Source organism: Onishia taeanensis (genome assembly GCF_900100755.1).
In the GTDB taxonomy this organism is placed as follows: domain Bacteria; phylum Pseudomonadota; class Gammaproteobacteria; order Pseudomonadales; family Halomonadaceae; genus Onishia; species Onishia taeanensis.
Window position 1 is genome coordinate 22,530 of the sequence record NZ_FNCI01000010.1, and the last position, 23,670, is coordinate 46,199.

At 62.7% G+C, this 23,670-nt stretch carries 21 protein-coding genes; 16 read left to right on the forward strand and 5 right to left on the reverse strand.

Annotated features, from left to right (window positions below):
• The first annotated feature begins 95 nt into the window (after window positions 1-95).
• From BLR71_RS12195 to BLR71_RS12220, 6 genes are all read left to right on the forward strand, one after another.
• The gene (locus tag BLR71_RS12195; protein WP_092526716.1) at window positions 96-1,667 is read left to right on the forward strand and encodes a carbon-nitrogen hydrolase family protein; all 1,572 of its coding nucleotides are present in this window, start codon (window positions 96-98) and stop codon (window positions 1,665-1,667) included.
• 3 nt (window positions 1,668-1,670) lie between these two features.
• Window positions 1,671-2,477: a M90 family metallopeptidase gene (locus BLR71_RS12200; protein ID WP_092526719.1), complete on the forward strand. Its 807-nt coding sequence runs from the start codon at window positions 1,671-1,673 to the stop codon at window positions 2,475-2,477.
• 546 nt (window positions 2,478-3,023) lie between these two features.
• Complete coding sequence (locus BLR71_RS12205; RefSeq protein WP_092526721.1) at window positions 3,024-3,842, forward strand: glycosyltransferase family 2 protein; 819 nt, start codon at window positions 3,024-3,026, stop codon at window positions 3,840-3,842.
• A complete protein-coding gene (locus BLR71_RS12210) occupies window positions 3,839-4,126 on the forward strand; it encodes a lipid-A-disaccharide synthase N-terminal domain-containing protein (protein WP_092526724.1) in 288 nt (95 codons plus the stop codon). The genes BLR71_RS12205 and BLR71_RS12210 overlap by 4 nt, the downstream gene beginning before the upstream one ends.
• A gap of 105 nt (window positions 4,127-4,231) precedes the next feature.
• Complete coding sequence (locus BLR71_RS12215) at window positions 4,232-6,016, forward strand: ArnT family glycosyltransferase (RefSeq protein ID WP_092526727.1); 1,785 nt, start codon at window positions 4,232-4,234, stop codon at window positions 6,014-6,016.
• Entirely contained in the window at window positions 6,013-7,116 is a 1,104-nt protein-coding gene (locus BLR71_RS12220; RefSeq protein WP_092526730.1) for an NAD-dependent epimerase, read from the forward strand. Before BLR71_RS12215 ends, BLR71_RS12220 begins: the two co-directional genes overlap by 4 nt.
• Here the strand turns inward: BLR71_RS12220 and BLR71_RS12225 are convergent.
• Entirely contained in the window at window positions 7,062-7,925 is an 864-nt protein-coding gene (locus tag BLR71_RS12225) for a LysR substrate-binding domain-containing protein (protein WP_092526733.1), read from the reverse strand. The genes BLR71_RS12220 and BLR71_RS12225 overlap by 55 nt on opposite strands.
• A 139-nt stretch (window positions 7,926-8,064) precedes the next feature.
• Here BLR71_RS12225 and BLR71_RS12230 point away from each other — a divergent pair, with 139 nt between their 5' ends.
• Complete coding sequence (locus BLR71_RS12230) at window positions 8,065-9,246, forward strand: TauD/TfdA family dioxygenase (RefSeq protein WP_092526736.1); 1,182 nt, start codon at window positions 8,065-8,067, stop codon at window positions 9,244-9,246.
• A gap of 211 nt (window positions 9,247-9,457) precedes the next feature.
• Window positions 9,458-10,231: a TVP38/TMEM64 family protein gene (locus BLR71_RS12235; RefSeq protein ID WP_092526739.1), complete on the forward strand. Its 774-nt coding sequence runs from the start codon at window positions 9,458-9,460 to the stop codon at window positions 10,229-10,231.
• Window positions 10,232-10,391: 160 nt separating this feature from the next.
• On the opposite strand, the gene BLR71_RS12240 is transcribed toward BLR71_RS12235, so the two are convergent.
• Both BLR71_RS12240 and BLR71_RS12245 read right to left on the reverse strand, forming a co-directional pair.
• Window positions 10,392-11,732: a glycosyltransferase gene (locus BLR71_RS12240; RefSeq protein WP_245696437.1), complete on the reverse strand. Its 1,341-nt coding sequence runs from the start codon at window positions 11,730-11,732 to the stop codon at window positions 10,392-10,394.
• A 197-nt stretch (window positions 11,733-11,929) separates the two neighbouring features.
• Entirely contained in the window at window positions 11,930-12,901 is a 972-nt protein-coding gene (locus BLR71_RS12245) for a LysR family transcriptional regulator (protein WP_092526742.1), read from the reverse strand.
• A gap of 111 nt (window positions 12,902-13,012) precedes the next feature.
• Between BLR71_RS12245 and BLR71_RS12250 the strand changes: the two genes are divergently transcribed.
• Together BLR71_RS12250 and BLR71_RS12255 are read left to right on the forward strand one after the other, a co-directional pair.
• Entirely contained in the window at window positions 13,013-14,089 is a 1,077-nt protein-coding gene (locus tag BLR71_RS12250) for a tartrate dehydrogenase (RefSeq protein ID WP_092526745.1), read from the forward strand.
• Between the two features lie 82 nt (window positions 14,090-14,171).
• Window positions 14,172-14,744 carry a lipocalin family protein gene (locus tag BLR71_RS12255; RefSeq protein ID WP_092526748.1) on the forward strand — a complete coding sequence of 191 codons (573 nt, stop codon included), beginning with the start codon at window positions 14,172-14,174 and terminating at the stop codon, window positions 14,742-14,744.
• An 86-nt stretch (window positions 14,745-14,830) separates the two neighbouring features.
• Here BLR71_RS12255 and BLR71_RS12260 read toward each other — a convergent pair whose 3' ends face one another.
• A complete protein-coding gene (locus BLR71_RS12260) occupies window positions 14,831-16,363 on the reverse strand; it encodes a methyl-accepting chemotaxis protein (protein ID WP_092526751.1) in 1,533 nt (510 codons plus the stop codon).
• Between the two features lie 353 nt (window positions 16,364-16,716).
• Here BLR71_RS12260 and BLR71_RS12265 point away from each other — a divergent pair, with 353 nt between their 5' ends.
• The 6 genes from BLR71_RS12265 (at window position 16,717) to BLR71_RS12290 (ending at window position 22,535) form a co-directional block, all read left to right on the forward strand.
• Window positions 16,717-17,763 carry an SMP-30/gluconolactonase/LRE family protein gene (locus BLR71_RS12265; protein WP_092526754.1) on the forward strand — a complete coding sequence of 349 codons (1,047 nt, stop codon included), beginning with the start codon at window positions 16,717-16,719 and terminating at the stop codon, window positions 17,761-17,763.
• 337 nt (window positions 17,764-18,100) lie between these two features.
• The gene (locus BLR71_RS12270) at window positions 18,101-19,090 is read left to right on the forward strand and encodes a succinylglutamate desuccinylase (protein ID WP_092526757.1); all 990 of its coding nucleotides are present in this window, start codon (window positions 18,101-18,103) and stop codon (window positions 19,088-19,090) included.
• 300 nt (window positions 19,091-19,390) lie between these two features.
• Window positions 19,391-20,161, forward strand: a complete 771-nt coding sequence (locus tag BLR71_RS12275) for an ABC transporter ATP-binding protein (RefSeq protein WP_092526760.1) — start codon at window positions 19,391-19,393, stop codon at window positions 20,159-20,161.
• Window positions 20,162-20,189: 28 nt separating this feature from the next.
• The gene (locus BLR71_RS12280; RefSeq protein ID WP_092526763.1) at window positions 20,190-20,894 is read left to right on the forward strand and encodes an ABC transporter permease; all 705 of its coding nucleotides are present in this window, start codon (window positions 20,190-20,192) and stop codon (window positions 20,892-20,894) included.
• Window positions 20,894-21,625, forward strand: a complete 732-nt coding sequence (locus tag BLR71_RS12285) for an ABC transporter permease (RefSeq protein ID WP_092526766.1) — start codon at window positions 20,894-20,896, stop codon at window positions 21,623-21,625. Before BLR71_RS12280 ends, BLR71_RS12285 begins: the two co-directional genes overlap by 1 nt.
• Window positions 21,626-21,764: 139 nt before the next feature.
• Window positions 21,765-22,535, forward strand: coding sequence for a transporter substrate-binding domain-containing protein (locus BLR71_RS12290; RefSeq protein WP_422730778.1), 771 nt, complete (start codon window positions 21,765-21,767; stop codon window positions 22,533-22,535).
• A 76-nt stretch (window positions 22,536-22,611) separates the two neighbouring features.
• Here BLR71_RS12290 and BLR71_RS12295 read toward each other — a convergent pair whose 3' ends face one another.
• Window positions 22,612-23,652, reverse strand: a complete 1,041-nt coding sequence (locus tag BLR71_RS12295; RefSeq protein ID WP_092526769.1) for a GlxA family transcriptional regulator — start codon at window positions 23,650-23,652, stop codon at window positions 22,612-22,614.
• Between the last annotated feature and the right edge of the window lie 18 nt (window positions 23,653-23,670).

The window sequence follows — 23,670 nt, forward strand, 5'->3', positions numbered from 1 at the left end:
AACCTCTGGCGCCCCTGTCCCGCCCCGTTGCATCATGCGCCGTTCGGCCCCATGTTAGACTGCAACGATTTACTCTGGCGGGAGCCCCGGCACACATGTCCTTAGAAGATCTCCACCTGACGCTGCGCAATCTCACCCTGGACGACTACCCTCAGCTCAAAACGCTGATGGACCGCGTCTATCACGACATCGGCGGCGCCTGGCCCCAGCGCACCATAGAGCGGCTAGTCAGCGAATTCCCCGAAGGACAGATCGTCATCGAGGACGACGAGACCCTGGTTGGCGTGGCGCTAACCGCCCGGGTCGACTACGAGGAATTTTCCAACCCGCACCGCTACGACGACCTGATGGATCAGCGGGAGATCATCCTCAACGCCCCCGACGGCGATGCCATGTACGGCCTGGATGTGCTGATCGACCCGGCCTACCGCGGCTACCGGCTCGGCCGGCGCCTCTACGAAGCGCGCAAGGACCTCTGCAAATCATTGAATATGCGCGCCATTCTTGCCGGCGGCCGCATCCCCAACTACCACCAGTATGCAAGCGAGATGGCGCCGGCCGAGTACCTGGATCAGGTCTCGCGCAAGGAGATCTACGACCCGATTCTTTCCTTCCAGCTGGCCAACGACTTTCAGGTCAAGCGACTGCTGCGCAAGTATTTGCCGGAAGATGAAAAGTCTCAGGGCTACGCGACCCTGCTCGAGTGGAATAACATTCTCTTCGAACCTGCGGAATCGGTGCTGGATAGCCGCAAGACCCAAGTTCGGGTCGGGGCGGTACAGTGGCAGATGCGCGAATTTTCCTCGGTGGAAGCGGTCCTGCAACAGGCCGAATACTTCGTCGATGCGCTTTCCGATTACCAGAGCGACTTCGCGGTATTTCCGGAGCTATTCAACGCTCCGCTGATGGGCTTGCAGGACCGCGCCGCCCAGCAAGACCAAATCGAGGCGATCCGTTTTCTGGCCGGCTTCACCGATCGCTTCAAGACCGAGCTATCGCGCATGGCGGTGTCCTACAACATCAACATCGTCGCCGGCTCGATGATCGAGGAGCGGGAAGACGGCAACCTTTATAACATCGCCTACCTCTTTCACCGCGACGGCGACATCGAAGCCCAGGCCAAGCTTCACATCACCCCGCAGGAGCGCCGCGACTGGATCATCGAGGGCGGCGATGATCTGCGAGTGTTCGACACCGACGCAGGACGGATCGGCATCCTGATCTGCTATGACGTCGAGTTTCCAGAACTCTCGCGGCTGCTCGCCGATCAGGACATGGACATCCTCTTCGTGCCCTTCTGGACCGACACCAAGAATGGTTATCTGAGGGTGCGCCACTGCTCCCAGGCCCGCGCTATCGAGAACGAGTGCTACGTCGTGCTGTGCGGCAGCGTCGGTAACGTGCCTTCCATCGAGAACATGGAGATCCAGTACGCTCAGTCCTCGGTGTTCTCTCCCTCGGACTTCGCCTTCCCCCACGACGCCGTGCTGGCCGAGACAACACCCAACACCGAGATGATCATGTTCTCGGATCTCGACCTGAAGCGACTCACGGTGGTACGCAACGAAGGTTCGGTGACCAATCTCAAGGACCGCCGCAAGGACCTCTTCGACCTGCGTTGGCGCGACTGGTCATGGAAGTCCGGATCCCGCCAGGAGGACAGCTGAGCCATGCTCGAACGGTGGCGGAGCTGGCGTGCGGCACGTTTCAACGCCCGCCACCCCTTTCCCGAAGACACCTGGAGAGAGGCCCGGGCAAGGCTGCCCCTGCTGGCGGCCTTGAGCGATCAAGACGCCGAGCGGCTGGGCCAGCGCGCCTGGGGCTTCGTCCATGATAAACGGCTGTCACTGCACCCGGCCCTGGCCGATACGGCGTTTGACGAACCGGCCCGACTGGCACTGGCCGGCCAGGCGTGCCTGCTGACGCTGGGCTGGTCGCAGGCCGAGCATCAGGAAGCCTTCGCCAATGTGCACGAGATCCTGATCCTGCCCGATGCCTTCCCGCGCCACGTCGAAGAAATGGATGAAGCCGGGGTGATGCATGAATACGCCGACCAGCGTGCCGGCGAGACTTCTTTTCAGGGCCCGGTGGTCGTGGCCTACCCCGAACTGATGGCAAGCGGCGACTTCAGCGGCTTCAATGTGTTGATCCATGAGCTCGCCCACAAGCTCGACATGGGCAACTCGAGGGATGCCGACGGCTTCCCGCCGCTGCCGCGGGACATGGCCGCTAGTGAATGGCACCGGATTTTCACTGCGGTATGGGACGATCTTCAGGCGCATCTGGCGCGCGGTGAGGACACCCCCATTGACGACTATGCAGCCAGCCATCCTGGAGAATGTTTCGCCGTCTGCTGCGAGCATTTTTTCAGTGCCCCGGACCTGCTCGACAAGGCCTACCCAGCACTCTATTCGATGCTTTCCCGCTACTTTCAACAGGACCCGCTAGCACGCCTACCGAAACCCTGTCCCCCCTGACCAGCGCTATCATCATGTCGCCGATAGACTCTCGAAGCCGTTCAAAGCGAGTGTTCGGCCAGGACTCAATGGACACCTCACAGCTACGTTGGGAGGCGTCACGGAGGCCAAGGCAAATTGTGGTCTGCCCATTAACGAAGCCTAGAAAATGGTTCGGAAAAACCGTTATTAATAGCGTCCTGTGAGGATGCTTGAAAAGCCCTAATAATCCCCTGATTCAGCCCCCGAGCCCCCCCGAAAAAGCCCTGAGATACTTCCTGTAAAACGTCTCGATGAAAGGCCAGGTTGGCAGCTTGGCAGCGGCACATGCCTCACCACGGGCCTAGTGACTGGCCATATGCTCTTGCAGCTTCTACTTTACGAAAAGCGATGCGGGTCATTGAGGCCAAGGCCGAAAGACAGGGGTGTCCATGAATTCAAGGACCTACTGACCACGTCATACTCACTCTCCTGATGGCTCCGGGTAACCTTAAGGCTCCTTTAAGGAAAAGCGCGCAAGGTACTTAGCCTGCTGCAAAGACTTTACGGAAGCAAAGAGACGTCATCTTGAGTACACCGCTGGTATCGATCGTCATTCCTGCCAAGGATGAAGCAGGCAACCTGCCTGCGCTGCTCGACGAGGTCGACGCAGCTCTCGTCGGCACCGACTACGAGGTGCTGGTCGTCGACGATGCTTCCCAGGACGATTCCTGGGCCATGCTGACTCGCCGTGCCGCCGGAGATTCGCGACTGCGGCCCTTGCACCATGACAAGAGCGCCGGCCAGAGCACCTCCGTCTGGCAGGCCGCTCGCGCCGCCCGAGGCACTTGGCTCGCCACCCTCGACGGCGATGGGCAGAACGATCCTGCCGACCTGCCCAACCTGCTCGAACGCGCCCAGCGCGGCGACGTCACCCTGGTGGCCGGCCACCGCACCACGCGCCGCGACGACTGGCTCAAGCGGCTGTCGTCTCGGGTTGCCAACAAGGTGCGTACAGCCCTGCTCAAGGACGACACCCCGGATACCGGCTGCGGCCTCAAGGTGATCCATCGCGATGCCTTCCTGGCACTGCCCTACTTCAATCACATGCACCGTTTTCTGCCGGCCCTGGTGCAGGCTCAAGGCGGTCGCTGCGTATCGGTACCGGTCAATCATCGCCCTCGCGGAGCCGGCGAGTCCCATTACGGCCTCAACAACCGTTTGTGGGCCGGGCTGCTCGATATCCTCGGGGTGATGTGGCTGCGCAAGCGCACGCGCCTGCCGGCACCGCTGACGGCTTTCGACGCAAGCCCCGGGGAGGTGTCAAAGCCGGCTGCCGCTCATTCAAGTCATCAACGCTTGGGGGCTGACTCTGCCGCGGCTTCCCTGCGAGAAGCCTCACGATGAGCACCGAATGGCTATGGATCGGCATTGGCTTTCTCGGCCAAGCCATGTTCTCGGGACGCTTTCTGGTGCAGTGGTTGGCCAGCGAGCGGGCCAAACGCAGCGTGGTTCCCGTGGCGTTTTGGTTCTTCAGCCTTGCCGGTGGCGTCACGCTGCTGGCCTACGCCATCTATCGCCAGGATCCGGTCTTCATCGCCGGACAGGGCGCTGGCCTGCTGATCTATACCCGCAATTTGATGCTGATCCGTCGCGAGGCCAAGGCTTTGTCGGAGTCCGAGTCGGCCTAGCCCTATCTAGATAGCCCTGATCTAGCGAGCCTTGCTCTAGCTAGTCCTGACCGACTGAGTTCTGAATCACGCCCTTTCGTTTCCATATCTGCCGAGAGTTCCTCGATGCAACGTCCTGCTTACCTGCATGCCTCCTACCGTTACGGGTTCTGGTGGCTAGCCTTAGTGGCCCTGGGCCTGCTGGCTCTCGGCCTTGGCCTGCGCGACCCCTGGCCCGCCGATGAGCCACGCTTCGCGCTCAACTCTCTGGAAATGCTCAAGACCGGCCACTTCTGGCTGCCGCATCGCGGTGGCGAGCTCTATCCCGACAAGCCGCCGATCTTCATGTGGGCCACCGCCGCATCGATCGCCATCACCGGCTCGGTAAGACTCGGCTTTTTGCTGCCGTCACTAATTGCCGCCCTGGGCACCCTGGCGCTGGTCACCGACCTGACGAATCGCCTCTATGGCCGCCGGATAGCACTGCTGTCGGGTATCGCCCTGCTCTCGACCGTGCAGTTCGCGTTGCAAGCCAAGACCGCCCAGATCGATATGCTGGTCACGCTGTGGATTACGTTAGGTGCCTACGGGCTGATGCGACACGCACTGCTCGGGCCGGCAAGAGGCTGGTGGTATCTGGGCTGCGCTGCGATGGGGCTTGGCATCATCACCAAGGGGGTCGGTTTCCTGCCGCTGCTGATGCTACCCGCCTGGGCGCTGCTGGCCTGGCGTGGCAAGGCCACGCCGCTGCGACTGAAGGAGCTGGGGCTAGGCCTGGCGCTAATTCTGGGGGTCGCAGCCCTTTGGGTGGTACCAATGGCGCTGATCACCACCTTCGGTGATGAACCGGGGATGGCCGCCTATCGCGACAACATCCTCTTCAAGCAGACCGGCAAGCGCCTGGCCACCGCCTGGCATCATGTCAAACCCTGGCATTACTACATTGTGTCGGTGCTGCCCTGGGCATGGCTGCCGCTGGTACTGGGACTACCCTGGGTGGTGCCATCCTGGTGGCATCGCCTCCGCCGCCTGGATGCCCGAGTGCTGCTGCCACTCAGCGGCACGCTGCTGGTCGTGGTGTTCTTCTCGCTGTCCCCGGGCAAGCGCGGCGTCTATATGTTACCGACGTCGCCACTGCTGGTGCTGGCCATGGCACCGCTGCTACCGGGTCTTTTGTGCAAGCGAGGCCTGCATTGGCTAGCCACCGGCTTGCTGGCCCTGCTCGGCGCCATCTTCCTGGTGGCCGGGGTGCTGGGTGCCGCTGGACTGCCGGCACTAACCGAGCTTGCCGCCAAGTACGACGTCACGCCCTGGGTCTGGTGGATGCTGCTGGGTGTCGCCGCAGCGGGACTGCTCGTCTGGCTGCGGCCGCGCCGCGGCATGCTGGGGCTGGCCGCCTGGCTGGCAGTCTTCTGGGCGCTGTGGTCCACCTTCGGCTATCAACAGCTCGACCAGACCCGCTCACCCAGGGACATGATGCAGCGGGTGGTTCAGATCACTGGCCCCTCGGCCTGGCTGGCCCAACCCGACTTCGATGAAGAATTCCTGCTTCAGGCTCAACAGCCCAGCGTGCATTTTGGTTTTCACACCGATCAGGATGCCCAATTCCTGCGGGCCTTTGATTGGCTCACCCAGGCCCCCGGCGAGCGCTGGATGCTGATCCCCCAGCGCAAGGAAGACCAGATCGCCTGTGCCGACCTGAGCCAGGTCAACGATCTTGGCCTGCAGAACAATGAGCACTGGTGGCTGATCCCGGGAACGGCCTTCGCATCCTGCCAGGGAGATGCCAGTGCCGCACCGCTATTCGTGGCGCCGACCACGGTCGCAGACGCCGCCACAGCGGGCTACCAGCCGGCGACTCAACAAGATCAGGATGGCGTGACAGCCACACCAGAGGACTCAGGCAAATGAAGGTACTGGTCACGGGGAATGCGGGCTTTATCGGCTTTCATGTGGCACGCGCCCTGCTGCAGCGCGGCGATAGCGTCGTCGGCTTCGACAGTGTCAACGACTACTACGATCCGGCGCTCAAGGAAGCCCGCTTGGCGACACTCGATACCGTCGCCGCACAGAGTGCCGGCAGCTATCACTTCGTGCGCAACAACTTGGCGGATGCCGAAGCGGTTGATGCCTGCTTCGCCGAGCACGCCTTCGATCGGGTCATCCATTTGGCCGCGCAGGCCGGGGTACGCTATTCCATGGAGGCGCCGCTTGCTTACATCGAGAGCAACGTGACCGCCTTCTGCGTGCTGCTAGAAGCCTGTCGTCGCCAGCGGGTCGCCCACCTCACCTACGCCAGCACCAGCAGCGTTTACGGGGCCAACACCCAGATGCCCTACCGCGAGGACCAGGGCGTCAATCATCCGCTACAGCTCTACGCCGCCACCAAGCGCGCCAATGAACTGATGGCCCACAGCTACAGCCACCTGTACCGGATTCCAACCACCGGCCTGCGCTTCTTCACCGTTTATGGCCCCTGGGGCCGGCCGGACATGGCGCTGTTCAAGTTCACCCGCAACATCCAGGCCGGGCAGCCGATTCAGGTCTACAACCACGGCCATCACAGTCGCGATTTCACCTATATCGACGATATCGTCGAAGGGGTCATCCGCGCCAGCGACCAGATCGCCAGCGCCGCCCCCGACTGGAACAGCGATGCCCCGGACCCGGCCAGTAGCGATGCGCCCTATCGGGTCTTCAACATCGGCAACCAGGCCCCGACCAGTCTTGGCGACTACATCACCGCCATCGAGGAGGCGTTGGGCAAAGCGGCCATCCGCGAGTTGCTACCGCTGCAACCTGGCGATGCCGCGGACACCTTCGCCGACAGCTCGGCGCTGGCCCAGGCGGTGGGCTATACGCCCTCGACGCCGGTACGGCAAGGCGTTCGGGCCTTCGTCGACTGGTACCTGGATCGGTATGTGGATCGCTACGCCGAGTCACCGACAGAGCCTTCTCAGAGCCCCTTCGCCAACCAAGTCCACAGCGCCTCGGCAGCCTCTCGCGGCTGACGGTTGCTCGGGCGCACCAGCCAGAAGCGCTCGGCGCTGGGCACCGAGAGTGCAAACGGCTGCACCAGGTCATCGCGGCTCTCGACCATCCAACGATGCGTCAGGGCGATGCCTCCCCCGGCGGCGGCCAGCGTCAGCGTCATGACCTGGGTATCGCAGATCAGCGTCGGGCAGTCATTCTCGATGCCGGCGATACCCGCCCGCTCCAGCCAGGCTGGCCAGCCCACCGCAAATCCCGCCGCGTGCAGCAGCGTTTCACCGGCGATATCTCCGGGCACTTCAAGCCTTGCGGCCACATCTGGCGAGCAGATCGGCACCATCGCCTCATCGCCAAGCGATAGCGCCTCCATTCCCGTCCAGTCTCCCGAGCCGTAGCGAATCTCGAGATCGGCGCCTTCCGGCCCGAAATCCTCCGGCCAGATCGCGCTCACCAGGCGTACCGCCACCTTCGGATGCGCGCGATGGAAGGCCAGTAGCCGGGGCGCCACCCAGTTCTGCTGCATCACCGGCGTGGTCCGCAGGGTCACGGGCGCATTGGGGCTCGGCCCGAATACCTCGGCGGTGCCCTCGGCCAGGCGCGCGAAAGCCTCGAGCACGCTTGGTAGCCAGGCCTGGCCGGCCGGGGTCAGGCTCAGGCTGCGCGGGTGGCGCACGAACAGCTTCTGACCCAGCCGATCCTCGAGCAGGCGGATGCGCTGGCTGATCGCCGCCTGGCTAACGCTCAACTCCTGACCGGCAGCGGTAAAGCTCATGGTCCGGGCGGCAGCTTCGAATGCCTGCAGCCAGATCAACGGGGGCAGCCCCTTCATGTCACAGTTCTCATGGAAAACCTCGTGATAAGCTCAGCTAGGTCTATGGGGCCAGATTAATCGTTTGTCGCAGCGCGGCGCAATCGCCAGCATAGGCGGCCTATTCTCGTCACAGGCCACTGGCCAGCAGGAGCGCCCCATGACCAACGCCACGCTTTCCGAACCCGCCACGCAACGCACCGTCATTGCGATGGGCGAGCTCTCAACCTATGCCGATGCACCGGTACTGACCGATGCACTCGCCAGCGGCGCCCGCGTCACCCTCTGCTGGCGCGATGGCGCTCAAGCGCATTTCCCGTTGATGTGGCTGCGGGATAACTGTGCCTGCCAGGCCTGTCGCCATACGGTCACTCGCGAGCGCCTCTATCTGCCACTGACGCCCATCACCGCTGCCCCGCAGGCCTCGCTTCACGACGGCAATCTGACCCTGGTCTGGCAGGATGGCCATGTGAGCGACTTCGATGCCGGCTGGCTTCACCAGCGCCGCCCGGGCCAGGAGCCGGCGCCGGTCATCCCGGCACGTCGCCCCTGGGCAGCCGACTTTGCCCCCACGTCCGTCAGCCATGCCGACTTCGCGGGCAGCGCCGCCGGCGAGCGTGCCTGGCTCACGGCCCTGCTACGCGACGGCCTGGTACTGCTGGATGAGGGCCCGCTGGCCGATGAGGAGGTCAGCCGCCTGGCCGAGCGCATCGGGCCACTGCGCCCGACCAACTTTGGCGCCCGCTTCGACGTGCGCTCCAAGCCCAACCCTAACAATGCCGCCTATACCGCTATCGGCCTGGCGCTGCACACCGACCTGCCCAACTGGCGCCAGCCGCCGGATATCCAGTTGCTCTACTGCCTGGAGAATGAAGCCGAGGGTGGCGAGTCTATCTTTGCTGACGGCTTCGCGGCGGCCGACACCCTGCGCCGGCAGGATCCCGAGGCCTTCCGTATCCTCAGCGAGACGCCGATCGATTTTCGCTTCCAGGACGAGGAGCAGGACATCACCACCCGCGCGCCGGTGCTGTCGGTGGATCACGACGGCCAACTGATCGAAGTGCGCTTCAACAACTGGATTCGCGATAGCCTGCGCCTGCCGGCCCACGTCATCGATGCCTGGTACGACGCCTATCGCCAGTTCTGGCAGCTGCTGCATTCCTCAGAGCATCAGCTCGAGTTTGCCCTGGTTCCGGGTCAGATGGTCGCCTTCGACAACCGCCGGGTGCTGCATGGCCGCCGTGCCTTCGACCCGAGCACCGGTCGCCGCCACCTGCAAGGCACCTATCTGGATTTGGACATGCTGGAATCGCGTCTGCGGGTGCTGTCTCGGCCCGACTGACGCCGCTCGCCTTGGTACCGACCGGCACAGCGGGGCACGACGAGCACGGCCAGGCGGAACGCGACGTAACAAAGATTGCCTAAGAGGTTCGCGGATCATGGCGTGCATGGCGGTATGATCCGCCGTGCCCGGCGTGTCGCTTTGGCCGCCGGGCGCATTGTCGTATGCTATGGCGTCATTTCGCCTCCCACCTGCCAAGGACCTCACCCGCATGCCCCGCCCCCTCCTGATAATTCTGCTCCTGGTCGTCATGCTGCTGGCGATGGGAGGCCTGTGGCAGTGGCTGGCCATGCACGATGTCTTGACCGTGGAACGGCTGCAGGCCATCGCCGCAGGGTCAGTGGCCTGGAAAGATGCACCCTGGGCGATTCTGGTGGTAGTGGCCATTTACGCGGGGGCGTCGATGGTGATGTTTCCCCTGAGCCTGCTGGTCGCGGTAACGGGCCTGCTCTTCGGCCCCTGGTGGGGCTTCGCCTACGCCCTCGCGGGCACGCTGGCGGCGTCGATTCTGACCTACGGCGTGGGGCGGCGGCTGGGTCGCGAGGCGCTGATGCGCTACGGCGGCCGACACCTCAAGGGGCTATCGCGCTACCTGGCGGGGCGTGGCATTCGCACCATGACGGTGGTCAACCTGCTGCCGCTGGCGCCCTTCACGCTGACCAACATGCTGGCCGGCGCCTTTCACCTGCGTTTCCGCGATTATCTGATCGGCTCGATCATCGGGATCGTGCCAGGACTCGTCGGGGTCACACTGCTGGGTAGCCAACTAGGCCAACTGGTCACCGCCCAGAACAAGGGCGAGATCGCCATTTCCCTTGGCGGCATCGCCCTTGGGGTGTTGGTACTGGTATGGCTCAGGCGCTATGCCTCGCGCCGCCAGCAACGCGAGCCGGCCCGCGCGGCTCAAAGGCAGCGCCCTCGCGAAGAAGCGGACGTCCCAGGCGCCGCCAGGCCGCAGGAACAGGGTGACTCGGCCAACTCATAAGGCGCCACCTGAGCGTTAACGCCAGCGGGCACCGCCCCCTGCCGAGGTCGGTGCCCGCTTATGTGCTTCTCACTACTGGTTGGTGCTCTTCACACTGGGTTTTCACGCTTGGCTTGCCGCTCTAGGCCTTCAAGCATCAGCTAGGCTGGCGACTCGCAGCCTACTTGGGGGCCACTTCCTTCGACTCCGCCTCGTCGTCCCCATGGCCGCGCCCGAGTAGCGGCTGCCAGTCAGCATGCTCCCACTCATCCTGCAAGATAGAGCGCAAGATGCGGCCACGGTGGCGCAGCATGTGCCACTCCGCGCCCAACCGGCTGCGCACTCGATCCCAGGTGCCGTCGTCAGCATGGCTGAAGGGCCCGCCCACGGCGATGGCTTGGCGATAAACCTCTAGGCAGCGCTCGGCGCAAGCCGTTTCATCGAAGGCCTTAGCGGTGGCCAGCGCCCCATCGGCCATCGCCGAGCGGCACTCGGTCTCGCTAAGTGCCACCATGGCATCGGCCATTGCCTCACAGTCATCGTCGGGCAACAGCCGGCCATTACGACCATCCTTGAGCACCTCTCGCACCCCCGGGGCTGCCACGGCCACCACCGGCAAGCCGGCGGCCATGGCCTCGACTACCACCATGCCCTGCGTCTCGCTGTGGGACGCGAAGCCGAAGACATCCATAGCGTGGTAGGCATCGATCAACGACTGGCCCTGCAAACGCCCGGTGAAGTGCAGGCGGGAAGCCACGCCAAAGCGCTCGGCGACCTCTTCCATCGCTTCACGGGCATCGCCATCACCGACGATCAGGCAGTGAGCATCGGGCAACTGCTCGAGCATGCATGACAGCGCCTCGGTGAGAAACGGCAGGTTCTTCTCCTTGGCGAGACGCCCCACATGCCCCACCACATAGGCATCGCTTGGGATGCCAAACTCGCGGCGCAGTGCGGCACCGTCACCCTTCGCGAAACGCTTAGTATCGACGCCGCTGGGCACCACCCAGACATGCGGATTGGCATCCCGTTCGAAAAGCAGCTCGCGGATACTTTCACTGGGCGCGATCACCGCCTCACAAAGTCGCGTGTACTGAGTGGAAAGCGCCACGGCAAAGCGCTGCATGCGCGGGGAATCGCCGGGCACGTAGTGGGTGTAGTGCTCATAGAGGGTGTGGTGGGTAAACACCAGCGGTAACCCGTAGGTCTCGGCGGCCCGTGCTGCCGTATCGCCAAGCAAGAAGGGGTGATGCGAATGCACGATATCCGGATCGAAGGCCTCGATGGCCTCATAGAGCTGGCCGGGAATCGGTACTGGCAACGAAAAGTCGCTGCCATTGAAATGCTGGACGGCGGCGACGCGTACCACGTCATCCTCGTCCTCTGGCTGCCCGGTCAGTTTGGGGGCGACCACCAGTACCCGGTGCCCCTCGGCCTGCAGCCGTGTTTTCAGACGCTGAACGGACTCACTGACCCCGCCCACGATTGGACAGTAAGTGTTGGTGAACATCAGCACATTCACGCCATAGACTCCCTCGTCAGCGTTTTCTGGAGGCGCCGGCCGCCTGTCCTTGCATGGCCTCACCTACCTCAAGATAGGCGATGCAGTAAGAAAACCCAGACGGTATACGACGGCGCAGATCATACACCCCATAAGCGCCTGACCGCACTCGCGATTGTGAAGGCCAGGAGCATGAACAGCGGCCAGCATGACGCCGATCATGACAACCCCGCGCCCTCAGGGGCAAGGGAGCCCTTCGGTGGCATCACAGGATGCTCAGGCAGCGGCAGCACCCGGCCGATCATCGCTTGCTCGAGATAGTCGGTGAAGGCGTGAATCCGCTGGGGCACGTGGCGGCGCTGATCGAAAACGGCATAAAAATCGGCCCTGACACCTTGCCAGGCGGGCATCAGCTCGACCAGCCGCCCCGCCTCGAGGTGCTCATGCACGTTCCACCAGGAACGCAGCATGACGCCATGGCCATCGATCGCCAGCTGCGTGATCGCTTCGCCGTCGTTACTGGCCATCTCGCCGCCGACCTTGACGCTGCGCGTCTGTCCCAGTTCGCCGCGGGGCTCGAAGCGCCACAGCGCGAAGTCGCTGTCATTCTCACGAATCACCAGGCAGCGGTGCTGGCCCAGATCCGCCGGCGTCTCGAGCCGAGGCATGGCCTGGCAATAGGACGGCGCCGCACATAGCAGGCGACGATTGGCGAGAATTCGCCGCGCCACCAGCCGTGAATCCGGCGGCTCCCCGACCCGAATGCCGATATCGAAGCCCTGATCGCTGAGGTTCATCGGGAAGTTGGTCAGTTCAAGCCAAGCGGATAGGGCCGGGTGATGCTGGCAGAACGACGACAGCAGGGGCGCGACATGAGCACGACCGAAGCCGAAGGTGGCGTTGATACGCAGGCGGCCCGAAAGATCAGCACGCCGGTCACCGAGGGTCTCTTCCAGCTCACCGAGCTCGTCGAGAATCAGGGCACCGCGCCGGCAATAGAGCTCGCCTTCGGCGGTCAGCGTCAGGCGGCGCGTGGTGCGGCTGGCGAGCTCCACCCCCAGCCGCGACTCGATCTGCTTGAGCCGTTTGCTGACCGCCGACAGCGACAGGCCTAGCTCACGCGCGGTGGCGGTCAAGCTGCCGCACTGGGCCAGCCGCAGAAAGAAAGCGAGGTCATCGAGTTGGGCCAACAGGCATTCTCCACTTGAGCGCAACAATAACTTGCATCATAGCCTGATTATGCAGCGAACGGTGGCGAGTAGACTGAGCAACTCGCCACTCCCCCTCTTCGAGGAAGCCCCATGAGCCATCGTATCGCCATACTCGCCGGTGACGGCATCGGTAAAGAAGTCATGCCCGAGGGCGTACGCGCTCTCGAAGCAGCCGCCAAGCGCTTCGGTATTGAGCTTGAGCTCGAGCCCTTTGACTTCGCCAGCTGCGACTACTATCTCGAACACGGCCAGATGCTGCCGGACGACTGGCACGCGACCCTCTCCCAGTTCGATGCCATCTTCTATGGCGCCATCGGCTGGCCGGACAAGGTGCCCGACCACATTTCCCTGTGGGGCTCACTGCTTAAGTTTCGTCGTGAGTTCGATCAGTACGTCAACCTGCGCCCCTGCCGCCTGCTGCCCGGCATCAAGAGCCCGCTTGCAGACCGTGAACCGGGTGATATCGACTTCTACGTGGTACGCGAGAATACCGAGGGTGAGTACTCGAGCGTCGGCGGCACCATGTTCGAAGGCACCGACCGCGAGGTGGTGATTCAAGAAACGGTGATGACCCGCCACGGCGTCGACCGGGTACTCAAGTATGCCTTCGACCTGGCCGCTACCCGGCCCAGGAAAAAACTCACCTCCGCGACCAAGTCCAACGGCATCGCCATCACCATGCCCTGGTGGGACAAGCGCGTGGCGGCCATGGGCCAGCACTACCCGGACGTCAACGTCGATCAGTTCCACATCGACATCCTGACCGCCAATTTCGTCCTGCACCCGGACTGGTTCGACGTGGTAGTGGCCAGCAACCTGTTCGGCGATATCCTCTCCGACCTAGGCCCCGCCTGCACCGGCACCATCGGTGTGGCGCCTTCGGCCAACATCAACCCGGAGGGAACCTTCCCGAGCCTGTTCGAGCCGGTACATGGCAGTGCCCCGGACATTGCCGGCAAGCATATCGCCAACCCTATCGGCCAGATCTGGTCCGGCGCCATGATGCTCGAGCACCTGGGCTACAAGGAGGCCGCCGATGCCATCGTGGCCGCCTTCGAGGCGGTGCTCGCCGAGGGGGATACCAGGGTGCTGACACCTGACCTCAGGGGCTCGGGCTCAACTCAGGCGCTGGGTCAAGCGATTGCCGAACGGATCGCCGCCGGCTGAGGCACCAAGGACGTTGGCGGCCCTGGCGCCACATCATGAATCGCTTATGATGAAGGCTCATTATCACCTCCCAGGAGCCGCCATGCCGCTTCACGATCATATTCGCAGGCTCTCGCCTCGCCGATTTGCCGTTGCCCTGCCCCTCGTCGCCGGAGGGCTTCTTAGCGGCTGCACAGGCATCCCCGAAGGCACGCAGGCGGTCACTGGCTTCGATCTGGACCGCTACCTTGGCCACTGGTACGAAATCGCGCGCCTCGATCACAGCTTCGAAGAAGGACTCGACTGCGTTACCGCCGACTACTCCATGCGCGATGACGACGGGGTTAAGGTGGTCAACGCTGGCGTGAACCTCGAGACCGGCGAACCCAACGTGGCCGAAGGCAAGGCGTACTTTATCGGTGAACCGAGCGTGGCCCGCCTGAAAGTCAGCTTCTTTGGCCCTTTCTACGGAGGGTACAACGTGCTGGAACTCGACCCCGACTACCAGCACGCCCTTGTGGCCGGCCCTAATCGCGACTATCTGTGGATTCTGGCCCGTACCCCAACGATATCCCAGGACACCTATCAGGGACTGGTGGAGCGCGCCGCCGAACTCGACTTTGCCGTTGACGACCTGATCAAGGTCGAGCAGGGCCAGACCTGTCCTCCCCACTGATCGCCCCACTGATTTTGCCCCAATGAAAAATCCCCCGGTATTTGCTGCCGGGGGATAGGATGGCGCCGAATCAAGAGGCTTGCGTATCAGGCGTTGGCGGGCACGCGAAAGTGGCCGACCGTCCTGTAGAGATCCGCTGACTGGGCTTCCAGCGAGCTCGCTGCAGCGGCTGCCTGCTGCACCAGTGACGCGTTTTGCTGGGTGACCTGATCCATCTGGCTGACCGCCTGGTTGACCTGCTCGATGCCCGATGACTGCTCATTGGACGCCGCCGAAATTTCCTTCATCAGGTCGGTGACCTTCTGGGCGCTGTCACGGATATCGACCATGCCGGCATCGGCCTGGTCGACCAGCTTCACGCCCGACTCCACCTGCCCCGTCGACCGCTCGATCAGGGTGCGAATATCCCGGGCGGCACTGGCCGAACGACCGGCCAGGTTACGCACTTCGCTGGCCACCACGGCAAAGCCGCGCCCCTGCTCACCGGCCCTTGCCGCCTCGACCGAGGCATTGAGCGCCAGCAGATTGGTCTGGAAGGTGATGTCATCGATCATGGTGATGATGTTGGCGATCTCTTCGGAGCTCTCGCGAATCTCCCCCATCGCCGTCACCACCTGAGAAATGGTCTTCTGGCCGCTAGCCACCGACTCGGTGGTGTGAGAGGACAGCTGGCTGGCATGCCCAGCATTTTCGGCATTTTGTCGAACGGTAGCGGTCAGCTCTTCCATGCTCGAGGCGGTTTCTGCAAGCGATGCCGCCTGCTGCTCGGTTCGCGCGGAAAGGTCATTGTTGCCCTGGGCAATGTCACTGGTTCCCGTATCGATCGACTCGCTGGACTGACGAATCCTGGCGATCATCGCAGAGAGCTCCAGACGCATGCGTTCGATTTCATACATCAGACTGCTTTCATCACCCTGGCGCAGCGCTGTGGGCTGGGTCAGATCTCCTTGGGCAATATGACTCACGACGCTTGCTGCCAGCTTCGGCTCTCCGCCCAGGCTGCGGTATACGCTTTTAATCAACAGCAGAAAGGCGGCCGTAAGGGCACCACCGGCGATCAGAAGAATGATGGTGTATTGGCCTAGCTTCTTGTAGAAGGCCGCCTGGATGTCATCGGTATAGACCCCCGCCGCCATATTCCAGCCCCAGGGCTGGAACCGCTCGACATAGCTAACCTTGGAGAGCAGGGAGGAGCCATCATCTTTGCTACGCAAGGAGTGATAGTGCAAGAAGCCCCCGCCTTGGCCCGCAAGCGTCGCGAGTTCGCGATACACCGCCACCCCCTTGGGGTCCTGATAATCACTCATGTCGGAGCCCGCATCCCGACGCGGGTGGTAGACGATATCGGCCTGCTCATCGAACACGAAAACATAGTTTGAGCGGTTGGCCCCGAAGCGCATGGCATCCAGGTCATCGACCGCCAGTTGCTGGGCCTCACTGGTACTCAACTCGCCGGACTCGACACGCCCGGCGTAGCCGTCTAGCAGGGTGTGCACCATGCCGATGGTGCTCGACAGGGCTTGCTGGCGTTCTTCATACATCACGTCTCGGTTCTGCAACGCCATGCTGAAGACGATGCCAATCATCACCACCCACATCAGGGCAAGCGTCAGCCACATCTTGCGCTTGAGTGTCCACTTCGTCGTTCTGACGGACCTTCCCCTTGATGCCGCTGACGCCCCTGTGTCGGCATGCGACGCATCGTGCAAGGCAACTGCTCCACTCGTACTCATCTCATTGATACTCCCTTTCACCCTGAGCCCGAATGGCTCCTAGTGCTTGCGTCCTAAGGTTTGCTGCAAGAGGCAATATCGGCGCATGGCATAGGGATCTTTAACCTTTCGTCTTACGTGCACTACCCAGCCAACAGATCGCTGACTACACACAATGTCTGACATACGAAAATAAGGATTCAACATACGCTAGAAATGGCACCGGCAACCTCGATTCACTCACAGCAAAGGAACAGCTCATGACACGACTTCTCGGACACCAGCTAGGTAGGCGCCAGTTTCTCACTGGCTCGGCCGCCTTAGGCGCCGCCATGGCCGCCCCCACTCTCATGGCAGGAGGCCTTACCGACGCCCCACCATCGCGCTATCCGATCGAGGCCTGGCAGTCTCTCGATGAGCGCTTCGATCGCTACAAGCTGTTCAACTCACCCCTCGAACGCCATTGGAGCGGCGGACTCTGGCTGGAGGGGCCGGCCTGGAATGCCGTTGGTCGCTATGCGGTGTTCAGCGATATTCCCAGGGCACGCCAAATGCGCTGGGACGAGGCCACCGGCCAGGTCAGCGTACTGCGCTACGAAGTCGGCCATTCCAACGGCAATGCCTTCGATGCCCAGGGGCGACTGGTGGCCTGTGAGCATTCACCCGCGCGGCTAGTACGCTATGAATGGGACGGCAGCGTCAGCGTGCTGGCCGATCAGTTCAACGGCAAGCGCCTCAACGCCCCAAATGACCTCGTGACCCTGAAGAATGGCGGGATCATCTTCACGGATCCGGGATATGGCGCTCACGTCGACTACGAAGGGCATCGTCGCGAACTGGAGCTGGATACGGCCGTCTACTACTGGGAAGACGGCATGGACCAGCCCAAGGTACTGACCACGGAGCTTTACAAGCCCAACGGCATTGCCCTGGGGCCGGATGGCAAGACGCTCTATGTGACCGATACCGCGCCCTCTCACTATCCCGACCAGCCCGCCACCATCAATCGTTTCACCCTCGCCGACGATGGCCAGCGTCTCGAAGACGCGCACCGTCTGGTGGCCAGTGAAAGTGAAGGCTATGACGGCATGACGGTCGATACGGATGGCAACCTCTGGGTCGGCACATCCGGCGGGGAAGGCGTCGATGGCGTCAGCATCTTTGCGCCGGATGGCGCGCTGATCGGTCGCATTCTGCTTCCGGAAGTCTGCGCCAACGTCTGCTTTGTCGGCGATGACCGCAACCGGCTGCTGATGACCGCCAGCCAATCGATCTATACGATCTATACGGGCGCCCGCGGCATCTGAGCGTGAAGCCTGTCATGCCAGCCCCATGATGCAATAGCCAGGCAGTCCGCACAGGACGCCTGGCTTTTCACCCTTCCCCGCCTCGTCTGCAGATCCCTGGGCTTTCACGATCGCACCGGTCATTTTCATCAGCTCGACGTCCGGCCTTGCCGCCATCGCAATGGATTCGGAAGGTGGGCGTTAACTGGCGACCGCCTTATGACGGCTATCATGACAACAACTCGACAAGCAGGCGCCTCAATGACTCTTCACTCGCTCGCTCCCGCGTCTTGTCAGCCGACGCTGACCACTATAAACGCCCTTACCGAGCGCCGTGCTCGCCAAGCGGGATCCCCTTATGCTGGATAACTGGCTCGATCAACTGCTCGATGACGTCGCGCCATCAAGCGACCATGGCCGCCTGCCCTTCGGCCACTATCGGATTCACGGCCCCGGCATTCTCGAGCTCACGCCTAATCAAACGCTGCCCGATGCCCGAGCCTGCGTGCTATCGGCTGCGGTGCACGGCAATGAGACGGCGCCGGTAGAACTCGTCGGTGAGCTGCTCGCCCGGCTCGAGGCCGGGCTGGTTCGCCTTGGGGCACCAGTGCTGATACTGATCGGCAATCCTCCGGCGCTGCGGGCCGGCGAGCGCTTCATCACCACCAACCTGAACCGGCTGTTCAAACGTAACCTTACCGCCAGCGGTGAGGAGCCGGACCGGGCCCGCACCCTGATGGCCGCCGTGGATGACTTTTTCGCCCGCCACGCGACACTGCCAGCGCTTCACTTCGACCTGCATACGGCGATCCGCGACAGCCGCTATACGCGCTTCGCGGTCGAACCCTTCACCGAGCAGGTGACCACCGAGTCCTCGCAGTGGCAGTGGCTGTCCCGGGCCGGCATCCAGGCCGTTCTCCACCAGCACTGTCATAGCTGGACCTTCTCTCATTACTCGCGCCACTATCATGGCACTCAGGCATTTACCCTGGAACTGGGGCGCGTCGCCCCTTTCGGCGACAATGAACTCGGCGCCCTACGCCCCATGCGCGCCCTGCTCGAGGCGCTGACCGAAGGTCACGAGCCGCCGGGGGCGCCGGCCAACGCTATGCACTTCTTCCGTGTCGAGCACGAGCTCATGCGCCAATCCGAAGACTTCGTCCTATGTTTCGATGAGGCCACACCGAACTTCAACGAGTTCTGCCCCGGCGAATGTCTCGCCCGTGATGCCAAGGCCGGTGACTATGTGGTCGGAGAGCACCCGCAGCGGGTAGTTTTCCCCAATGCCAAGGTTGAAATAGGCGCGCGTGCCGCACTGCTGGTCGTCGAGGTGGCGCCGCCCGCATGATCCCGGCCAAAGATCAATGGCCTCGGAATCCAAGCCTGCCGGCGACGACCGATAGGCGGCGACACAAACGCCCGACTCAGAATCGTTAGAATTATATTTATTAAAACAAAAAGTTAGAGGAATTCCCTATGCTCTCCCACAGCCCTCGTCCAGACAAAAGTCGTAGCACGCCAACCGAGATCGGTTCTGAAACGCCGCTCGTAGGCTGGTAGAATCGCCCCTTTTTTCGCGCCAGCCACGCTGATTCCCTGCCCTGCCGTCGTCCCCGGCACGAGGCCCCCTGCACTGGAGCTCGAATCCATGGCCGCTACGCCTATTCCCCTGGAAGTACGTAATATCAAGAAACGCTTCGGTGACACCGAAGTACTGAAAGGCCTGTCGCTCAAGGCCAAGAAGGGCGATGTCATCACCCTGATCGGCGCCTCCGGCTCCGGCAAGAGCACCTTCCTGCGCTGCATGAACCTGCTCGAACAGCCCGACGAGGGCGACCTGATCGTCCACGGCGAGGACATCCGCTTCAAGATGACCAAGCACGGACGCGAGCCGGCCGACTGGAAACAGGTGGTGGGCATGCGCGCCAAGCTGTCGATGGTCTTCCAGAGCTTCAACCTCTGGGCCCATATGACGCTGCTCGAAAACATCATCGAGGCGCCGATCCATGTGCTCGGCAAATCTCGCCAGGAAGCCATCACCCATGCCCGGGAGCTGCTCGAGCGGGTTGGGCTTGCCGAGCGTGCCGACTACTATCCGGCGCAGATGTCCGGCGGCCAGCAGCAGCGCGGCGCCATCGCCCGGGCGCTCGCGATGGATCCAGAGGTGATGCTGTTCGATGAGCCGACCTCGGCACTCGACCCAGAGCTGGTCGGCGACGTGCTCAAGGTCATGCGCGACCTCGCCAAGGAAGGCCGCACCATGATCGTGGTCACCCACGAGATGGCCTTCGCAAGGGATGTCTCCACCGAAGTGATCTACCTGCACCAGGGCCAGGTCGAAGAAGCCGGCCCGCCCGATGAGGTGCTCGGCAATCCCAAGTCCGAGCGCCTCAAGCAGTTCCTGGCACCCAAGCACTGATGCGCCGCCTCGGGACAAGGAGACACACATGATCGACCTGCATGGCTACGGCCCGCGCCTGTTCGAAGGCGCCATGATCACCATCCAGCTAGGGGTGCTGTCGCTGATTCTCTCGGTGATACTCGGCCTGCTCACCGCCAGCGCGAAGATGTCGCGTAGCTGGATCTTGCACCGCATCGGCACCCTCTACACCACCATCATCCGCGGCGTGCCGGATCTGGTGCTGATGATGCTTTTGTTCTTCGGCGGCCAGATCGGTATCAACCAGGTTACCGACTGGCTCTATTACCAGTTCGATATCGACATCTTCATCAACGTCAACGAGTTCGTGGCCGGGGTACTGACCATCGGCCTGATCTTCGGTGCCTACATGGGCGAAACCTTCCGCGGCGCCTTCATGGCGGTCGATAACGGTCAGATCGAAGCCGGTCGCGCCTATGGCATGACCAACTGGCTGATGTTCCGGCGCATTCGCTTCCCGCTGATGATGCGCCATGCGCTGCCGGGCCTGTCGAACAACTGGATGGTGCTGCTCAAGACCACGGCGCTGGTGTCGGTCATCGGGCTTTCCGATATGGTGCGCGTGGCCGCCGAGGCCTCCAAGGCCACCCGCGAGCCCTTCACCTTCATGCTGATCGTGGCCGCCATCTATCTGCTGATCGCCAGCGTCTCCGAGTGGGGCTTCGCTAAGCTGCAGAAGCGCTATGACGTCGGCTTCGGGGAGAGCAACTAATGGAATCGCTAACGCAATGGATCCAGGGGCTGCTGGCCGATAACACCATCTTCACCCTGCAGACCCTCTCCTACTATGGCGAAGGCCTGGTCACTACCGTCCAGCTGGTCTTCCTGTCGCTGGTCATCGGCCTGGTGCTGGCGGTGCCGCTGGCCATCGGGCGCGGCTCGAAACACCGCTGGATCCAACTGCCTATCTTCTTCTACTGCTACGTCTTCCGCGGCACGCCGCTGCTGGTGCAGCTATACCTGATCTACTACGGGGTCGTCTTCATCGACGGCATTCAGGACACCTGGCTGTGGGTGATTCTCGAGAAGCCCTTCGTACCGGCGCTGATCGCCTTCACGCTGAACACTGCGGCCTACACCACCGAGATCTTCCGTGGCGCCATCAAGTCCACTGCCCGCGGCGAAATAGAGGCGGCCCGCGCCTACGGCATGTCCTGGTGGCTGATGATGCGGCGCATCGTGTTGCCCAGCGCCTTCCGCCGCGCCCTGCCGGCCTATGGCAACGAGGTGATCTTCATGCTGCATGCCAGCGCCATCGCCAGCGTGGTCACGATCATGGACCTGACCGGGGCGGCCCGCTTCGTCTATGCGCGCTTCTACGCGCCTTTCGATGCCTTCCTGTTCGTGGCGGCGATCTATCTGTGCCTGACCTTCAGCATCCTCTACCTGTTCCGCTATCTTGAGAAGCGCCTGCTGGTGCACCTCAAACCGTCGGGACAATAACGGCTTAGCGTCAAACAAGCGTTGGAGAGCAGGACGATATTGCGCCTGCTTTCCCCTTCCGGACGCCCCCTGGGTGCGCTATCTTGGGCGGCGGATATCACCCACAAGGTGATTCACTACAATAACGGAGACATCCTCCATGAAGATCCAGACAATCCTCGGCATCAGCCTGATCGGCGCCACTCTCTTCGCCGGTAGCGCCAACGCCGACGTCCGCGACATCCGCATCGGCGTCGACGTGCCCTACGAGCCAATGGAATTCCGCACACCCGATGGCGAGCTGACCGGCTTCGACATCGAGCTTGGCAATGCGCTCTGCGCCGAGATCGGCATTCAGTGCGAGTGGGTCGTGCAGGGCTGGGATGGCATCATTCCCGGCCTGATGGCCCGCAAGTACGACGCCATCATGTCGTCCATGACCATCAACGACGATCGCCGCAAGCAGGTGCTGTTCTCGGACCCGTACTTCACGCCGCCCTCTGCCTGGTTCGCCCCGGCCGCAAGCGACATCGAAATGCCCTACCCGCAGACGCTGGAAGGCATGACCATCGGCGTGCAGCGCGGCACCCTGCAGGACAACTACGTCACCGATAACTTCGGCGACGTGGCCGACGTGAACCGCTACGCCACCGCCGACGACATGGTGCTGGATATGGATGCCGGCCGTCTGGACATCGTCTTCCTCGACTTCCCGGTAGGCAAGGCCACGCTGATCGACAGCAAGGCTGGCGACTACAAGGTCATCGGCGAAATGATCACCGAGCCCAAGGAGTACTTCGGTGACGGTTTCGGCATCGCCTTCCGCCAGCGCGACGAAGAGCTGGCGAACGCCTTCAACGAGGCGCTTGCCACCTTGAAGGACAACGGCACTTACCAAGAAATCTACAGCGACTACTTCGAGGCCAAGTAAGCCTCCGACGTCATCCGTCCTGTGATGCATCGCGGCCCCTGTCAGCAGGGGCCGCTTTCGTTTGGGGCCGGCACTCTCAGTCTTTCCGCGACGCCTTGCGAAAACGCCCGGGAGACATCCCGAACAGCTGGCCGAAGCAGCGCCGAAAGTGGGAGATGCTGACGAAGCCCGTCGCCACGGCAATGTCGGCGAGGTTCCTGTTGGTCTGCTGCACTAGCTGTCGCGCCCGGGTCAGCCGCAGCTCCAGATAATAGCGCGCCGGCGTGGTCTTCAAGCAGTTGCCGAACAGGCGCTCCAGTTGGCGCCTCGAGACCCCGACGCAGGCCGCCAGTTCGCCGACCGGTAGCGGCTCGTCGATATTGTGATGCATCAGCTCGAGCGCACTTTTGAGTGACGGTGGCAGCGTGAGGTCCTGGTCGACGCTGATCGCCGAGATATCGAGCGCCTTCGGGGCCTTGTCACAGCTCAGCACCTCCTCGATGGCGGCGATACAGGCCGCATCACAGTCCCGGCGAATGATCGACAGCATCATGTCCAGCGAGCTGTTGGCCCCCGCGCAGCTCGCCCGCTCGAGATCGACGACATGGTTCTGCGCCGAGATCGTCACGCCAGGAAACTCCTCCGCCATCATGGCTCGGCCATCGGGATGAAAGGCACACTCGTATCCGTCGAGCAGCCCGGCTGCGGCGATGAAGTAGGCGCCGTTCCATAGGCCTCCCAGCAGGCAACCCGCATAGTCCGCGGCCCGCAGCTTGGCAGTGAGACAAGGGTAAGACCGCATGGCGAGACGATAGCCACCGCACAGCATGAGACAGTCAAGCGTCTCCTCGCGAAGGTCGCTCAGGGCCCCATCCACGGCCACCTCGATTCCCAGATCACTCATCGCGCGACGACCGTCGATACTCACGACCATGACGTGGTACTGCACTGGCGCCTTGACCAGGTTGGCCGTCACCAGGACATCCAAGGCGCCGGTGAAGGCCATCAGGGAAAAATGATCGAACAGCACGAAGGCAATGCGTCGCTTGCCGACGATCGCCGCCTCGCCGTCCCCCATGTCAATGAAGGCCCTGTTCTTGCTGATCAGCGGACTATAGAATCTGGCGCTTTTCGCCATGACGTATACCCGACGAGC

Excerpts from the sequence above, each read along its gene's own strand:
- BLR71_RS12200 (WP_092526719.1), top strand. The coding sequence starts at position 1,671 with ATGCTCGAACGGTGGCGGAGCTGGCGTGCGGCACGTTTCAACGCCCGC.
- BLR71_RS12250 (WP_092526745.1), top strand. The coding sequence starts at position 13,013 with ATGAGCCATCGTATCGCCATACTCGCCGGTGACGGCATCGGTAAAGAA.
- BLR71_RS12280 (WP_092526763.1), top strand. The coding sequence starts at position 20,190 with ATGATCGACCTGCATGGCTACGGCCCGCGCCTGTTCGAAGGCGCCATG.
- BLR71_RS12265 (WP_092526754.1), top strand. The coding sequence starts at position 16,717 with ATGACACGACTTCTCGGACACCAGCTAGGTAGGCGCCAGTTTCTCACT.
- BLR71_RS12270 (WP_092526757.1), top strand. The coding sequence starts at position 18,101 with ATGCTGGATAACTGGCTCGATCAACTGCTCGATGACGTCGCGCCATCA.
- BLR71_RS12255 (WP_092526748.1), top strand. The coding sequence starts at position 14,172 with ATGCCGCTTCACGATCATATTCGCAGGCTCTCGCCTCGCCGATTTGCC.
- BLR71_RS12220 (WP_092526730.1), top strand. The coding sequence starts at position 6,013 with ATGAAGGTACTGGTCACGGGGAATGCGGGCTTTATCGGCTTTCATGTG.
- BLR71_RS12235 (WP_092526739.1), top strand. The coding sequence starts at position 9,458 with ATGCCCCGCCCCCTCCTGATAATTCTGCTCCTGGTCGTCATGCTGCTG.
- BLR71_RS12275 (WP_092526760.1), top strand. The coding sequence starts at position 19,391 with ATGGCCGCTACGCCTATTCCCCTGGAAGTACGTAATATCAAGAAACGC.
- BLR71_RS12260 (WP_092526751.1), bottom strand. The coding sequence starts at position 16,363 with ATGTGGCTGACGCTTGCCCTGATGTGGGTGGTGATGATTGGCATCGTC.
- BLR71_RS12215 (WP_092526727.1), top strand. The coding sequence starts at position 4,232 with ATGCAACGTCCTGCTTACCTGCATGCCTCCTACCGTTACGGGTTCTGG.
- BLR71_RS12230 (WP_092526736.1), top strand. The coding sequence starts at position 8,065 with ATGACCAACGCCACGCTTTCCGAACCCGCCACGCAACGCACCGTCATT.
- BLR71_RS12195 (WP_092526716.1), top strand. The coding sequence starts at position 96 with ATGTCCTTAGAAGATCTCCACCTGACGCTGCGCAATCTCACCCTGGAC.
- BLR71_RS12295 (WP_092526769.1), bottom strand. The coding sequence starts at position 23,652 with ATGGCGAAAAGCGCCAGATTCTATAGTCCGCTGATCAGCAAGAACAGG.
- BLR71_RS12210 (WP_092526724.1), top strand. The coding sequence starts at position 3,839 with ATGAGCACCGAATGGCTATGGATCGGCATTGGCTTTCTCGGCCAAGCC.
- BLR71_RS12290 (WP_422730778.1), top strand. The coding sequence starts at position 21,765 with ATGAAGATCCAGACAATCCTCGGCATCAGCCTGATCGGCGCCACTCTC.
- BLR71_RS12225 (WP_092526733.1), bottom strand. The coding sequence starts at position 7,925 with ATGAAGGGGCTGCCCCCGTTGATCTGGCTGCAGGCATTCGAAGCTGCC.
- BLR71_RS12285 (WP_092526766.1), top strand. The coding sequence starts at position 20,894 with ATGGAATCGCTAACGCAATGGATCCAGGGGCTGCTGGCCGATAACACC.